Annotated in this window: 8 protein-coding genes; 5 read left to right on the plus strand and 3 right to left on the minus strand. The window is 44.0% G+C overall.

Going from position 1 to position 16,330, the window contains the following annotated elements; translation table 11 throughout:
- Window positions 1–237: 237 nt before the first annotated feature.
- Both KHS38_RS10325 and KHS38_RS10330 read right to left on the minus strand, forming a co-directional pair.
- On the minus strand, window positions 238–1,983 hold the full coding sequence (locus tag KHS38_RS10325) for a RagB/SusD family nutrient uptake outer membrane protein (RefSeq protein ID WP_213488485.1): 1,746 nt from the start codon (window positions 1,981–1,983) through the stop codon (window positions 238–240).
- Between the two features lie 13 nt (window positions 1,984–1,996).
- Window positions 1,997–5,221 carry a SusC/RagA family TonB-linked outer membrane protein gene (locus KHS38_RS10330; protein WP_213488486.1) on the minus strand — a complete coding sequence of 1,075 codons (3,225 nt, stop codon included), beginning with the start codon at window positions 5,219–5,221 and terminating at the stop codon, window positions 1,997–1,999.
- 865 nt (window positions 5,222–6,086) lie between these two features.
- Between KHS38_RS10330 and KHS38_RS10335 the strand changes: the two genes are divergently transcribed.
- The 5 genes from KHS38_RS10335 (at window position 6,087) to KHS38_RS10355 (ending at window position 15,867) form a co-directional block, all read left to right on the plus strand.
- Window positions 6,087–7,649, plus strand: a complete 1,563-nt coding sequence (locus KHS38_RS10335; RefSeq protein ID WP_213488487.1) for a histidine kinase — start codon at window positions 6,087–6,089, stop codon at window positions 7,647–7,649.
- 149 nt (window positions 7,650–7,798) lie between these two features.
- Complete coding sequence (locus KHS38_RS10340) at window positions 7,799–10,336, plus strand: zinc-dependent metalloprotease (RefSeq protein WP_249665354.1); 2,538 nt, start codon at window positions 7,799–7,801, stop codon at window positions 10,334–10,336.
- 30 nt (window positions 10,337–10,366) lie between these two features.
- Window positions 10,367–13,717: a SusC/RagA family TonB-linked outer membrane protein gene (locus tag KHS38_RS10345; RefSeq protein WP_213488489.1), complete on the plus strand. Its 3,351-nt coding sequence runs from the start codon at window positions 10,367–10,369 to the stop codon at window positions 13,715–13,717.
- A gap of 11 nt (window positions 13,718–13,728) precedes the next feature.
- Entirely contained in the window at window positions 13,729–15,054 is a 1,326-nt protein-coding gene (locus tag KHS38_RS10350) for a RagB/SusD family nutrient uptake outer membrane protein (protein WP_213488490.1), read from the plus strand.
- A 69-nt stretch (window positions 15,055–15,123) separates the two neighbouring features.
- Window positions 15,124–15,867, plus strand: a complete 744-nt coding sequence (locus KHS38_RS10355; RefSeq protein WP_213488491.1) for a LytR/AlgR family response regulator transcription factor — start codon at window positions 15,124–15,126, stop codon at window positions 15,865–15,867.
- A 123-nt stretch (window positions 15,868–15,990) separates the two neighbouring features.
- Here the strand turns inward: KHS38_RS10355 and KHS38_RS10360 are convergent, their stop codons facing one another.
- Window positions 15,991–16,320: a winged helix-turn-helix transcriptional regulator gene (locus tag KHS38_RS10360; protein ID WP_213488492.1), complete on the minus strand. Its 330-nt coding sequence runs from the start codon at window positions 16,318–16,320 to the stop codon at window positions 15,991–15,993.
- Between the last annotated feature and the right edge of the window lie 10 nt (window positions 16,321–16,330).

Below are 16,330 nucleotides of genomic sequence, written 5' to 3' on the forward strand. Positions count from 1 at the left end.
GAAGTAAGTTACAAAGAACTTTCTTTTTGTTAGACAGTATTTTCCATGGTATACTTTTTAATTGTCACAGGGTGCCAATCGCCCTTAATCTGTCGTGATTGCCAACGATTATACAGTAATGGCACTTACCCCAACAAGGCTTGCTCTGTTCGAATAACCAAAGCGATAAGCGACAATTTATAATAAGCAAAACCCCGGCATTTCGGGGTTTTAACTTTAAGTGTACTGATCAAACTTTTAATAGCCGGGATTTTGTTTAAGTTTTGGATTTTGATTAATGATTCCCTGCGGAATAGGCAACCAGTTCATATGCTCCGAAAAGCGGTTTTGAAATACCACCACACGCTCATAAGTGAGATTTCCAGCAGCGTCAGGCGTGATCTTCATGCCGTATTCCGGCGAGTTGATAACTGCCGGTCCTTTCACTGTGATGTCCCAGCGCCTCATATCATACCAGCGTTTGTCCTCAAAGGCAAATTCTAAACGGCGCTCGCGACGAATGATCGTGTGCATGTCTGCCTGGCTGGTTCCCGGCGGAACAGCTGGTAGCAATACCCGGGCGCGTACTTTATTTACGGCATCAAATACACTTGCATCAGGGCCGGTAGCTTCATTCTGGGCTTCTGCGTAGCTCAACAATACTTCTGCATAGCGATAAAACTGATAATTGGATGTTCCCGGCGCTGTACCCAGGCTTGTTTGACCTAAAATTGATTCGTCCAGCGTTTTACGGATGCAATACCCGGTGTTTGAAATATCGCTGGTTGATCCCAAATCGATCTGGTTTGTGCCGCCTATCCTTGATTTGAATACCTCGCCTTGCCAGTATGACCCGTCATAAACGATCGATTGCTCAAAACGGGATTCCCGGTGAAGGTAGGGGTGGGCCGGATCGTAGCCGGATGTTGGATCGGTGATTGGTTTGCCATTATCCATCTGGTAATCGTCAATCAAGCCTTGTGTTGGTGATGCGCCTCCCCAAGTTTGCGCACCGCCCCGCACAATCACCGGCCCCATATAACCCTCGCGTTTGTGCCCTTTGTTGGGTAAAGCATAGGCGCGGGCAAAAATGGTTTCTTTATTCCAGTTATTGGCTGCCAAAAACTGGTCGCGATACGCTGTGGAATTTGTTCCTGAGCCTGTTGTGGATAGGATGGGGGTTGAAGACGACGTGGTGAAAAGACTGTACGTATTCAACGCAATGATGGATTGATAAGTTGCTGCAGCTTTAGCCCACCTGCCCTGGTCATTGGCCGTGTTCACCAACGGACTGGCAGCAAATAGTTCTATGTCGCCTTTTAGCGCCAGCGCTGCGCCTTTGGTAGCCCTGCCCAAGTTTGCAGATGTTTGCGTTAAAGGCAGCGTGTTCGCGGCAGCATCACAATCCGCTTCAATAAATGCCAGGGTTGCGTCTGTTGTTGCCCTTTCGGTAAAAATGTCCGAACCATCGGTATTACTTAATGGCTGCGTAATTAATGGAACGCCGCCATAATTTTTGAATAATAGCATGTAAAAGAATGCACGCAGAAATTTTACTTCCGCTACGCGTTGCGCATACCAGGCTGCATCATACGCAGAAGAGTTTAAAGCAGCATTCTTCAGGAAAACATTACATTTTCTGACATTGGAATAGAGCGATGACCAGCCGAAAAAGCCACCAACACCGTTGGTAGCGTTATTGGCACTTAAAGCATTGCTTCGGATAACGGCCTGGCCTTCATGATTTGTTGCGCCGCTGTTGCTGTTGTCGGTCCAGGCATCCAGAATGCGGTCTACCTGGTTGCCGTTATTATAGTCGGGCAGCGAATTATAGATATCATTAACAAAGAGATCCGCATTTGTTTGGCTGCTGAAGGTAGAGGCGTCTGTCAGTACACCTTTGGGTGGAACAGATAAAAAATCATCCTTCTTACAAGCGCCGATGCTGAGCATGAATATCGCAAATAGTACAGTATTCGCTTTTTGAATATTTTTGAATTTCATTTTCTTTAAAAGATTAGAAGGTTACGTTTAAACCGAACGATATCACTCTTTGCTGATAATAATTTTGGTTACTTCCGCTGTTCTCCGGATCAATCGCCTCTTTCATGTTTGGTGTTATGGTGAACAGGTTCTGTCCGGATGCAAAAACCCTTACCGAACTGATGCTTTTTCCTAAGACTTTTCTTGGGATGGTATAACCTAGTTCCGCGCTTTTCAGCCTTACGTAAGAGACATTCCGGATAAACCAGCTTGAGGTTTGTGTGTTGTTCGACGAAGGTGTTGGTGATATACGCGGATAGGTTGCATTCACATTTTCAGGTTTCCAGTGATCAAGAAACACGGCTTCGGTAGCCGAGCCTGAACCCAGAAACGGGAAAACATAATAGTTGTACAATTGGATATTTGATCTGGCAGCGCCCTGGAACAAAAGATCAAGGTCAAAATTTTTGAAAGACAAACGCGGTTCCAGGCCAAACTGGATCTGTGGGGTTTGCGAATGACCGATGTCCGTAATATCATCCGAGTTTACCTTACCATCAGGTACGCCATTGGGTCCGCTTAAGTCTGCATATTTTAAGTCTCCAACCCGAACCTGGCCAAAGTTCGGAACCGGAACACCGGCTTTTAAGGTTGGATTTTGGGCGGTCGGATTGTCAAAATCATCCGGTGTGTAATAACCTAATGCTTTCAACCCAAACTGCTCGCCCAGGGGGCGCCCGGTAATCCGCCGGTTCGGATTGTTGAAGGTGGCGGCATTTTCAAAAGCCTGAAGGATTTTGCTTTTCGCGTAGGTGAACGTTCCACGGATATCAAGACGCAACCCATTAGCAAAATTTTTATAGGAAGTTAAGGTTAACTCTACACCGTGGTTGCTAAGAACGCCACCATTAACCTGTCCGGTATTTACCCCGTATTCTCCCGGTAAAACAGCCCCGATCGTTACCAGGAAATTGGATCGCTTTTCATAAAAAAAGTCGGTTTCAAAGCCCAACAAGCCGTTGAACAATGTTCCTTCCAACGCAATATCTGATTTTTTTGCCCGCTCCCAGGTGATGTTGGGATTACCCTGCAAATTCTCGGATATGCTTTGTGTAGCATTGCCGCCAATAACCGCCGAATTGTTATTGATACCAAACTGGCTAAGGTATTGGTACTGGCCGCCACTCGGATAGTTACCCGATTCCCCATAAGACCCCCGCAATTTTAAATTGTTGATCCACTTGATGGGTTTCATGAAACTCTCTTCCGAAATACGCCATCCGGCCGAGAATGAAGGGAAAAACCCAAAGCGATTGCCTGGTGAAAAAATGTAGCTTCCGTCATACCGTCCGGCCGTTTCAAACAGATATCGATTGTTGTAGGCGTAGGTTAAGCGGTATACATAGCCTAACTGCTTTTGACCTCCCGATCTGCCCGATACGGTAACATCTGTAGGTAACGGACCGCCGAAATCAAGCTCATCGATATTCAGGTTATAATTTATCCTTGAAGCATTAAAGTTTTGCCAGCGCACCTTACGGTACTCTGCCACCAACGTTCCGCTTACCTGACTTTTTCCAAAGGTATTGGCATAGTTCAATAGCCCCTGGAAGGTCATCATTTTATTTTCGTTAGACGTTTGGCTGAGCCTGGGTTTGTTAACACCAGCCGTTGAAACCGGGAAGCTGTACACTGTGCCGGGAGCATAAACGCCATTTGGCGATACGGGATTGGTAAAAGGCATCGGTGTTTGCCATGTGCGGGTCAGAGAGTTACTGTTACCGCTGAATCCCAGCGGGTCGGGCCCGATATCGTAGCTAACAATTCCTTTCAGGCTTAATCCTTTTAAAGGTAACTTTTGGTCGATGGACAGTTGTGTCAGCCAGGCGGTGTTCTTATTCAGCGTGTAACCACTGTCATATATCTGCGACCATAACGACTGCCCAATATAACCGGCAGCAAGCCCGTTGGAGTACCGTACCGGATAGGTTGGGTTTTGACGTTGTGCCTGGTCAATGATGGAGCCGGCACCAACCGATGGGAAGTGTTGGTCTTCCTGGTAGGCATTCACCCTCAGGTTTACGGTTGTAGTTTTGGTTGCATTAGCGGTTACCCCCAGGGAGCCGTTGTATTTATTTAAAAAAGTGGTACGCCACATACCGTCCTGCCGGTTATAGCCGATGGAAGCAAAGTATTTAATATCATCGGTACCGCCCGACATGGAGATGTTATGGTACTGAATTGGCCGGTTTTTAAGAATAATATCTTCCAATGGATGCCCATCCGCATGCCCGTCCGGATCAAGGTGGTTCTGAAACAGATCGATATCCGTTTGGGTGTAAGGTTTGGTAGTACCATCATTCGCCGCGGCCTCATTACGTAAAAGGGCATACTGGTAGCTATTTACAAAACGGGGCACATAGGTCGGATTCTGGATGCCATAATAGCCGTTGTATGTTAAGGTCGGCTTTCCGGTTTTTCCGGATTTTGTGGTGATCAGGATTACCCCATTAGCACCGGCCACACCGTAGGGGGCTACCGCAGCGGCATCTTTTAATATAGTAATGGTTTCAATAGAGTTTGGATCAAGTCGGCTAAAATCGCGCGGCACACCGTCAACTACGGTGAGTGGAGATGTACGCCCTGTAGTTGCCGGACCGCGGATCAAAAGGCCCGAACCATCAAAGCCCGGCTCGCCGCCACTTTGAGTGGCAATAAGTCCGGCTGCCCTTCCAACAAGGCCGTTGGTAATGTTCACTATCGGCTTTTGTGCAATCTCGGTAATCGGTATAGTTGATACGGCTGCCGTGGTAGAAGTCTTTCGCTGTGTACCATAGCCGACAACTACAACCTCGTTGAGGCTGTTGGATTTTGCACGGAGTGTTACATTCAAAAAGTTTTTTCCTTTAACCGCTACTTCGGCCACGTCATAACCAACGAATGTAAAAACGAGGGTGCCGTCATCCGGAGCGCTGATCGAAAAGTTACCATTAACGTCGGTGACTGTGCCGGTTTTTGATCCTTTGATCTGCACGGTTACACCAGGCAATGTTTGCCCGGTTGAGGCATCCGTTGCTTTACCTTTAACAAGGATATCCTGATGAACCTTAAGGGGATACTTTTCATTGGACTTACTCCCAGCATTTAAATTTAACGGGATAGCTAAACTGGTAATGGGAATACAAAACAGGGTTGTTAAAAGTAAAAGCAAGCCTATCTTTCGGTGTCCCAACCGATACTCAGGTAAAGTTTTCTTCATAATTAGGTTTCAATAATTAGTTAATAATTGGACAAGGAGATTTTTCTCATTTAATAATTGGGATTACTGTTAAAATTTCGCAGCGGCTCTTTATTCCGGCTATCCTAAGCTATAGCCGGTATGCACGTATGAAAATTCAGCGCCGCAGAAAAGATGAAATTGGTTCAACTGGTAGCACAAAGAACCTTTATTAGGCACTTGGGAGGTTTGTCAGCATATACATTTTTCTTAACCGACAGTTCATTTTGAGGTGAGGCAGGTGTAGTTTTTAAAACTTTTCTTAAATATCGACCAATTTTGAGATGGTTACATGGTTGGTCTTTAATAGGTTTCCATTATGCTTAAAAGCTGGATATAGTACCAGTAATCCTGCTGTTTTCTTTTCCGATTATAATCCAAACGGTTTTATGTAGTCCCTTTTTGAGTTTTAAGTGGTAAATGTTTTCCGTCATAAACTAAGGAATCGCTCCGTGTCGATTCATGATTTCCCAGTTTTGTATTTAATGACTGTTGAGACATCATTATTCCAATAGATATAAAAAGCTAATAGTAGGATAGAGGAAAACAAAATGATGAGGAGAAACACTTGCATACATTTTTCTTGTGTCTAACTAATATTTATCTGGATTGAACTAAGGATGAAGTTTACTGGTAAATTTATATAGTTTATAAATCGATATTCAACTTAAACTATGGTTTCATTTATCTTAGTCTTATTGTGAATACTATAAATCCCAAAGACCTCACAAGCCATAGTTTGTTTACATACGAGCCCGGCCACTGCCTGCATGCCGCGTTTAAAAACCGGTTTTTTGAAAAATAATACTTCGTGTCAATTTGCTTTTATTACACCTATTTTAGCATCATGAAATCTGCATTTTATAATTCCAGATACTTTGTTGGAATAGGCTTGCTGATGTTGCTTTGCTTTTCGGGGATTGCATGGTATATTTCAAAGCAGCTCAGCGCACAGACTAAAATGCTGAGCACAGACGCAGCTTCCGGGATTTTCAGGTTGAAGGCAGCAATCATTCGAAACGAATTCCAGTCTTTCAGCGAAAGTATGCGCCATGCCGATATGGCTGTTCACACTTATGGCTCTGCGAAGGAAGTGCTGGCCCATAAAAAGCAAATTGAAACGCAGCTACTGAGCGATGTGCGTTTTAATAAAGGCTGGTACGCAGTGAAGGGGCCGTCCGGCAGCGTGTTTACAATGGTGCAGAAAGATCATAATCAATTCAATCATAGTGCGCCTGATATTGAATTAAAAGCCGTGATCAGCACCATCATGTCAGAAAATGCTGGTACAGGTGTACAAACAAAAATCATCAATCTGGCAGGTTCAAAACATTGGCTTCTATTTTCTAAACGCTCTATGCCTGATGCATCTACCGTATCTTTGGGAATCGACATCGATTTAAAGGATCTTCAACGTTATTTGCAGCACGTCGATTCTCTGAGCAGGGCGTCTGTATTTGTGATAGATGAACATAACAAATACATTACCGGTCCGGAGGAACAACTGATTGACAGGCAGATCAGCGGATTAAAAAAGAAAGGTTTATTTAAACTTTCTGATAGCCTGAGTACCTACGAGTTTACAGTATCTGATTACTTAAAAATCCCGGTGGTACGTTATTATACACCGCTAAACATAGGTAATGGCGTGAATTGGACGATGGTAATTGATACGCCTTTGCTGGCTGTAGATGAAGGAACGAAGGCAATTGATAGCTATGTAAAACTGTTTTTCATATTTACCACCATCCTTATCATATGCCTGGTAGCCTGGGCGCAGGTGAAATGGAGGAGGGAATTTACGGAGAAAAAAGAACTGAGTCTGCTTGCAGAACGACAACAAAGAGACAATGCGTTTCTGCAACTTAATGTGCTTAAAGATAAGATTAACCCCCATTTCCTTTTCAACACATTAAGCTCTTTAAATGCATTGATTGAGCAGGACCGGGAGCTTGCAAAAGCTTTTGTGCTGAAGCTTTCTAAAGTGTACCGTTATGTGCTCGAATCTCACCCCAGCGGGTTGTCTTCGTTACAGGATGAGATCGATTTTGTGAAGGAATATTTCTTCCTGTTAAAAATACGTTTTGGAAATGCATTGGAACCTTTGCAGTTACAGCTGGATCCGAATATTGAAAACGGAAGAATAATTTTCATGAGTTTGCAACTACTCATCGAAAATGCGGTAAAACACAATATAGTTTCAAAAGAAAAGCCGTTAAAAATCAATATTGAGGGTAAGGGACGGTATATTATTGTGAGAAATAACTTACAACTCCGTGCGGAAGCTGCAAATTCATCCGGCCAGGGGCTTCAATACCTCGAGAAAACCTATTCTTTCTTTAACGAGCAAAATTTACGTTACGGAATTGAAAATAATGAATATGTTTGTTATCTGCCGGTGTTGCCCTGAATAGTTCACTCGCTTTTTTTACGCATTCAATATTCAAATCAGCAATTTCACTCCAAAGCCTTACGTAAATTCTTAATGTTAAAACATATTAGAAGATGTTTTCCAACAAAGTCTTCTATATTTTCCTTTCCTTAACATTCGCAGTAACTTTGGCGAACGGTCAAGTAACAAAAAATAAGGTCAACCCGTCTTCCAAGTCGCTTGGGAAAGACACATCTAAAACCAAAACAGATACAACTAAAAAAAAGGAGTTAAAAAATTATAATGAGCTGCTCAAAAAAGCCAAAAGCTGGAGCGGCATGTTCAAGGTGCACCAGGTAGAGGCAGATTATTATTTTGAAATTCCGCTGAGTTTGATGGAAGCCGACTTTTTGCTGGTGAATAAACTGTCTTCCGTACCGCTTGCCCTTAATGAATCGGGCCTCAACAAGGGTATGAATTTTGAAAATAAGGTAATTCGTTTCACCCACAATCCGCTGACAAAAACGGTATGGGTAAAAACCATTGTTCCGCAGGTCGAGTCGGCTTCCGGCGATGCCATTACCCAATCCGTACGCGATAACTTTATCGGCTCTGTCATCGAGTCATTCAAAATAGAGTCTTATAATCCAGATTCTACAGCGGTAGTTATAAAAGTGAATAAGGTGTTTGATGGTACGGAGAAAAGCTTCAACGATGTATTTACCGATATCGGTTTAGGAACCTCTCCAAAAACGGCCCTGTCAGGTATCGAGCGAATCAAAACCTTTCCTCAAAACATTGTTGTACGTTCGCTGATGAGTACACGGGTTACAGAAGGGCAAAACAGCATTCCAATCAGTGTGAATGTGACCACCAACCTGTTATTACTTCCTAAAAAGCCGATGCACCCCCGTTTTGCTGATCCAAGAGTGGGATTTTTTAGTTCTCCGCGCTGGTACTTTTCAGACAAGCAGCATAAAATGGAAAGCAGGCAACTGATTACCCGCTGGCGTATGGAACCCAAGCCGGAAGACAGGAAGAAGTACCTGAAAGGCGAACTGGTGGAACCGGTTAAACCCATTATTTTCTATATTGACCCATCTACGCCACGGCAATGGCGGAAGTATATCATAGCCGGCGTTCATGACTGGCAAAAAGCCTTTGAACAAGCAGGTTTCAAGAATGCCATACAAGCCAAAGAAGTAACCGACACAGCAAACTTTGATGGTGACGATGTGCGTTATTCGGAAATTACTTATGCGGCCTCACCCAAGTCAAACGCGATGGGGCCAGCCGTGATTGACCCCCGTTCAGGAGAAATCCTTGAGTCGGACGTAATTTGGTGGCACAACGTAATGACCTCTGTACAGTACTGGATGCGCATCCAAACCGGAATCATTGATCCGAAGGTAAGAGGAAATAACATACCGGATGAAAAGATGGGTAATGCGATCCGCTTTGTGTCTTCCCATGAAATAGGTCACACGCTCGGGTTGAAGCATAATATGGGTGCTTCTGCCGCTTTTCCTGTCGATTCTTTGAGATCGCCTTCTTTTACCAAACGCATGGGCGGAACGGCACCATCCATTATGGATTATGCCCGGTTCAATTATGTAGCCCAACCTGGCGATGGCGTAACCAACATCACACCCAAAATAGGCGTTTATGATAAATATGCCATAGCCTGGGGATACCGTTGGTTACCTGTTGAGGATGCACATGAAGAGGTGCCTGTATTAAGGAAGTGGATAGACCAGCATGCTCATGATCCGCTTTACCGTTATGGGGAGCAACAGGCCAGCACCAATATTATAGACCCCCGTTCGCAATCCGAAGATTTGGGCGATGATGCAGTTAAAGCAAGCCGTTACGGACTGGCCAATTTAAAGCGCCTTATCCCGCAAATTGCTGTATGGTCGGCCAATGAGGGGGAGGATTACTACCAGGCCGGTAAATTATATATGGCCGCCCTTGGGCAATGGCAAACCTACGCCGAACATGTAACCGCGAACATTGGCGGTTACTACTTGGAAAACCCTGTAGCCGGCGACCAGAAAAACGCCTATACACCGGTTCCTGTCAAAGTGCAGCAGGAAGCACTTGCTTACCTTAAATCCGAAGTTTTCCGTATGCCGGAATGGTTGTTCAATAAAGAGTTGTTGAGCAAGACCTTCCCGGTTAAGGATACGCCACTTGGCCCTTTTGAGTATGCGCCATATAGTTTGAGACGGGAATTTCAATATAGTATTTTATATAGCCTGAGCAGCGACGAACGCTTGCTGCGTATGCTGGAAATGGAAATGCTGTATGGTAACGCAAATGTTTACACAGCGGCCCAGCTTTTAAATGATATCCGTACTTCGGTTTTTGACAAGACGGTTACCGGAAAACCTTTGGATATATTGGACCGCATGCTACAGCAAAATTATGTGGATGTATTATTGGTAAGCACCGACAAGTTGTTGGATAAGGTAACGAAAAGAAGCCTGATCGATTTAAGACAAAATGATTCGACAGACTTTTGCAGCCTGATGAGCCTGCCCGAGCTTAGAAATATTTATGTAAGCGCTATGGGCCGTACATCGGAAGCTGCGGCTTTGAAGCGATCAGAACTGCTAACCATACTTGATTTGCTGGAAAGCCGCCAGCAAAAAGTAGATAACACCAATAAAGGACACTATCAGGACCTGATCCTACGCATCAAACAAAGTTTGCAGATTAAATAAAATAGTAATTCAACCTCCTAATTTTTAAATATGATTAAACCAATACAACTATTACTGTTAATGTTGGCCATCAGTTCTGCTGCATACAGCCAGAAACTCAAGGCCATCACCGGAAAAGTATCGGGGCCCCAAGGCTTACCGATCGTTGGAGCTTCGGTCTTCGTCGATAAAGCCTTAATTGGCGAGCAAACCGATATGCCCGGCATAATTCGCAATTCGGTGATCGGTACAATTACCGACACGGAAGGAAAGTTTAAATTAAGTGTACCAGAAGGTACCACTGCTGTACGTGTAAGTTACTTAGGGTATAATACCATACTGGTTGATATCCGTAACAAAAGCTCGTTGGATATCAAAATGTCTAACAGTGATAACGCTTTAAATGATATTGTAGTTAACGGTTACACCAGCGTTTCAAAGCGTAAAAGTACAGTTGCAACCAGCCTGGTAGAATACGATAAGATACGGCAAACGGGCGTTTCTGGTGTGGATCAAATGCTGCAAGGGCAGGTAGCCGGCGTGAATGTAACTAACATCAGCGGTGGTCCGGGTTCAGCACCAAAAATCCGGATTCGTGGTACGGCATCATTGAACGGCGGGCAGGACCCTTTATGGGTACTTGACGGTATACCTCTTGAGGGAACCAATTTGCCGAATATCTATGACAAGGATAATATCGATGCCTTACGCAATTTGCCTATAGCCGGGTTAAATCCTGATGATATTGCAGATATAACAATATTAAAGGATGCTGCTGCAACAGCCATTTATGGTGCAAGAGCCTCTAATGGTGTAATAGTAATTACCACCAAGAAAGGTAAGAAAGGCCCGATTGCAATCAACTTTAACGCAAGCACGTTTGTGGCTCAACGTCCTGATCTTGGTAAGCTCAATTTAATGAATGCGTCAGAAAAGGTTGATTTTGAATTAGCATTGGCAAGCCGTGCGGATTTGAACTATAGGGACAAGCAAGGCGCCATTGCCAGGATTCTGGGTGCCAATAATGAACTGGCCAATTACCGGGCTAACGGCTTCTCCGCACTAAATTCAGCAACTCAAAATCAAATCAATGCCCTTAGGCAGAATAATACTGACTGGGGACGCGAGCTTTACCAGGCACCCGTGAACCAGCAATATGGTTTAAGCCTGTCGGGTGGCAGCGATGCTGCTAATTATTACCTGTCTACAGGGTATTACAACGAAAAGGGAGCTACTAAAGGCACAGGACTTGAAAGGTATAACGTTACGTTAAAAACCGACTTTAATATCTCTTCAAAATTCACCGCAGGTGCAGCCTTGTTCGGGTCGAGAACTATCCGCAAAAGCTACTTGACTGAAGTTGACGCACGTACCAATCCTTCAAATTATTCCAGAAATGTGAATCCGTATCAAACGGTTTATGACGCGAATGGAAATTATGCGTATGATCAGGACATCTTTGGAACCAGTAATTTCAGTGGCGATGTTTACCTTCCATTCAATGCGGTTGAAGAAAGGCAGAACACACGCTACGGCTTAAACAATAGCAGCCTGAAAGGCATCTTTGATGTGCGCTATAAATTGAACAACAATTTAAAGCTCAGCTCACAGTTAGGCTTGCAGTTTGAAGAAACCGGAAGCGAACGCTATATGGGCGCTAACTCATACGCTGGTCGTAAACTGAAAGAGTCTACCAGGTACTATAACTCAGCGACTAAAAAGTATGAGTATTTTCTGCCGGTAGGTGCTGCCATACAAAATGATCAAACCTCCTTATTCCAATACAACTGGAAAATGCTTGCAGAATATAGCAAGACCATTGCAAAAAAGCATGAAATAGAGGCCGTTGCAGGAACAGAGCTACGGAAAAATAAGAACACGGATCTGACTACGAGGGGATTTGGTTTCAACGAGCGCACGTTAACCAACACCAATATCGTATTTCCTAATGCTGACTTTGCAAGCAACCAAAACTTCCGTGCTTACAGAAAAGGATATGTTGAAAATGCGTTTGCATCAGCGTATGGTACCCTCTCTTATACTTATGACCGCAGGTATACCGTATACGGAAGTATACGTTACGATGGCTCGGATTTGTTTGGTGTAGATCCTAAATACAGGTATCTGCCCATCTACTCTATATCAGGAGCATGGAACGCTATAGAAGAGTCTTTCATCAAAGATATTAACGCCATCTCTAACCTGCGTATCCGCGCTTCTTATGGCTTGCAGGGAAACGTTGATAAAAACACCTCGCCAAAAATTATAGGCCGTTATGATGATTTGACCATTTTACCAGGTGGTACCGAAACTGGTGTGATTGTTACCAGCCCGCCAAATAACAAATTGAGATGGGAAAAAACATCGACCTTCAACGCCGGTCTGGAATTAGGTTTGTTTAGAAATGCACTGCAGGTAACTGTAGATTATTATAACCGATACGGTAAAGACCTAATCGGCTCTGAAGCTTTGCAACTGGAAAACGGTTTTGAGTTTACCAACTCCAATTTTGCAAGAATCAGAAACAGAGGTGTGGAAGTGAACATCTCTACCCGAAATGTTAATACCAAGAAATTTAGCTGGTCAACTGATTTCAACATAAGCCATAACAAAAGCAAGGTTTTAAGGGAGAAGGCCTTTGCCAGTCAGCGGGTACCAACCCGTGAGGGGCTTCCGGTAAATGCACTGTTTGTTTTAAAAACCTCCGGTTTGGATGCCAACGGATTGCCGTTGTTCCAAAAAGACGGACAGGTACTTAGCCTGGAAGACTTCTATCAGTTATATGACCCTTATGCTGATTTCTTTCCTGGCGAAGCAGCAGAGTCAAAACTTACTGCCGACGGATACAAAGGGCTATACACTTACATTGGCGACAGAGACCCGAAATTTACAGGAGGATTGACCAACCGTATACGCTTGGGTAATTTCGATTTTGCAGCAACAGCCATCTTCAACCTTAATCAATGGGTAACGGCTCAACCGGCCTACAATCCGGCAACGCTGGATCGCGGTCAGAATTATTCAAAAGATCTGCTTTCCGTTATCAGTCCAAACAGTGGCAGCCAGCTTCCCGCTATTTTTGGCAAAGATACCTATGAGAACCGTTGGATGGCTTATTACTGGCTTAACAACGGCGACCCGGTATCTACCTTCAGAAGTTTGGATATTTATGCCAAAAAGATGAGCTACGTGCGCATTAACACGATGCGTTTGGGCTACACACTGCCAACTGGTATAGCCAAGCGCATCAAGGCCAACAGCATCAGGTTTAGTGTTGAAGCCCGGAATCCATTCGTATTCGGCTCTAACTACAAAGGGTATTTCGATCCGGAAACCTATGGTAACATCTATGCCCAACCTATTACCAAAAGTATTTCCTTCGGTTTAAACGCCTCATTTTAATTTGAACAAAGATGAATAAGATTATAAAATTTGCTGCTGCCCTGGTTGTTGTTGCACTGGTAAGCAGCTGTAATAAATATTTAGATATTGAGCCGGTTGGTCGGGTTATTCCTAAAACCACCGAAGACTTCAGGGGAATGCTGACAGCGGCTTATGGTAGTTTCCCGGCACATAAATCATTACTGGCTGTGCGTACGGACGAACTGACGCTGGATGAATACGGAACTAACTTCCCGGCCTATAAAGATATTTATACCTGGAACGATAACTCTGCCGACGGCCTGACAGCGCCAATGCAGTATGTTTCCTTCTACACCGTTATCTTTAATGCCAACCACATCATTGCCGAGATTGAAAAAGAGGCCGGTAACGGGCCCGAAGTAGCACAGATTAAAGGAGAAGCTTATTTGTTACGAGCCTATGCTCATTTTGAACTATTGAACCTTTATGCTAAACCTTACAATGCTGCCACAGCGGCTACCGACAAAGGTATTGTACTGTCGCTGAAGATTGACCTGGAGCAGAACTACAAGCCATCAACAGTAGCGGAGGTGTATGCACAGGTTTTGGCCGATATCAGTACAGGTCAGCAACTACTGAACGTTTCAAAGTTTGATGCAGGACTTAATTACCGGTTCACAACACGGGCCGCAACAGCATTTGCTGCACGTGTTTATGAATTTATGGGCGACTGGAACAAAGCGCTGGCTTCTTGCCAACAAGTACTGTCTGTAAACGGCGACCTGGAAGATTTGAATGCATCGGGAGCGCTATTGCCGAATAACTTTCGGTCTAAAGAAAACATTATGTCTATGGAAAATGCCTTTGATGCGGGCATCACCTCAGCATCTATGATCTCGTCCCACTTACTCGGCATATACAATCAACAGGATGACTTGAGATATCCGCTTTATTTCGGTAGGTCTTTCGGAAGTACTGTATCGTTAAAAGGAGGATCCAATGAAAAGAAGATCTCTTTCAGAAACGGGGAATTGTATTTGATCCAGGCAGAAGCGGCTTTACAATCAGACAACAAGCCTGTGGCGCTTAGCAGTTTGCTGGCTTTAAAAGCCAAACGTTTAAAACCAGTGTATTACCAGGCAGAAGTTGCCCGCCTTTCTGCGTTAGACAAAACCGCTTTACTGCAGGAAATTGTAAAAGAACGCGAACGGGAACTGGCCCTGGAAGGACACAGATGGTATGATTTGCGCCGGTACGGACAACCGGAACTGGAACACAGCTTTGATGATGGCCGTACCTTTACCCTACAAAAAAATGACCCGCGCTATACCCTTCGCTTTCCGGCCGAAGCACGAGCTAATAACCCTAATCTTTAAATTATAGTGATAGTAAGAAGAAGTTGTAATTAACAACTTCTTCTTACATTAGCTGCGTTATTGCAGCGTATGAATGTTTTAATTGTTGAAGATGAGGAACTGGCAGCGAACATGCTGCAGGCGATGTTGCTGGAAATCGATCCTGCAATACATGTATCGGCAGTGTTAGAAACCATTGATGCTACGGTACACTGGTTACAAAGAAACCAGGTTGAACTTATCTTTATGGATATTCACCTTGGCGACGGCGAAAGTTTCTCCATCTTTAAACAAGTAAAGGTCACCGTACCTGTGATCTTTACAACCGCTTATGATCAGTATACACTGAAGGCATTTAAAAATCAGGGCATCGACTACCTCCTGAAACCCTATGACAAAGCGGAACTGGAAAACGCCTTAGATAAACTCAATCTTATCCGCAATGTGTCCGGTGCCTCGCCCCAGCCTGCTTTTATTCCCCCTGGCCAGTACCGCAACCGTTTTATGATCAAATCAGGAAAGCTGATTAAATCCATTCATGTATCGGAGGTTGCTTATTTTATGGCAGAAGATAAGTATCTTTTTCTGGTTACACGTGAGGGGCAGCAATTTATAATTGATGAAACCCTTTCCAGTTTGGAACCACAATTAGATGTAAAAGATTTTTGCCGTATCAGTCGTAAATTCATTCTTCATATAACATCCATTAATAAGATGTATATGCTATCAAGAAACCGGGTTAGAATCATATTGCAGCCAGCGGCTCCTGAAGGGGTAGATGTGATTGTAACTGAAGAACGAGCTGATTTTTTTAAGAGATGGCTTGATCAGTAAGGTACTTCGGTCATAAACTGTATATCAAAAGAGGTAGTCTCTATTTTCCGAATAATCTCTTTATATAAGTATATAAGTCCGGATGGTTGATGGCAATAAGCCCACTCAACATAAGCAGGAGTCTTATAGAAGGTTTTTTATTCCCCAGTCCGAAATTTCCTTAAACACAGCTACCAAGCCTCTGCTTCTTTCGGTAAGCGAGTACTCAACCCGTGGCGGCATTTCTTCATATTGTTTGCGGATAACCAATCCGTCTTTTTCCAGTTCTTTCAATTGCTCAGTTAATACTTTGCGGGAAATGCTCGGAATCCGCACCAGAATTTCGCCAAACCTCCTGGTTCCGAAAGTTAGATTGTACAAGATGATCGGCTTCCATTTTCCGCCAATCACTTCCATTGTTGCCGTTATTGGGCATGCCGTAAAGTCCCTGCAGACCTCTTCCTTAGTTACCATGTCGTTACCA

This window comes from Mucilaginibacter sp. Bleaf8, from assembly GCF_018390515.1.
In the GTDB taxonomy this organism is placed as follows: Bacteria; Bacteroidota; Bacteroidia; order Sphingobacteriales; family Sphingobacteriaceae; genus Mucilaginibacter.

Coding starts and splice junctions, on each gene's coding strand:
- KHS38_RS10325 (WP_213488485.1), bottom strand. CDS start 1,983: ATGAAATTCAAAAATATTCAAAAAGCGAATACTGTACTATTTGCGATA.
- KHS38_RS10330 (WP_213488486.1), bottom strand. CDS start 5,221: ATGAAGAAAACTTTACCTGAGTATCGGTTGGGACACCGAAAGATAGGC.
- KHS38_RS10335 (WP_213488487.1), top strand. CDS start 6,087: ATGAAATCTGCATTTTATAATTCCAGATACTTTGTTGGAATAGGCTTG.
- KHS38_RS10345 (WP_213488489.1), top strand. CDS start 10,367: ATGATTAAACCAATACAACTATTACTGTTAATGTTGGCCATCAGTTCT.
- KHS38_RS10350 (WP_213488490.1), top strand. CDS start 13,729: ATGAATAAGATTATAAAATTTGCTGCTGCCCTGGTTGTTGTTGCACTG.
- KHS38_RS10355 (WP_213488491.1), top strand. CDS start 15,124: ATGAATGTTTTAATTGTTGAAGATGAGGAACTGGCAGCGAACATGCTG.
- KHS38_RS10360 (WP_213488492.1), bottom strand. CDS start 16,320: ATGGTAACTAAGGAAGAGGTCTGCAGGGACTTTACGGCATGCCCAATA.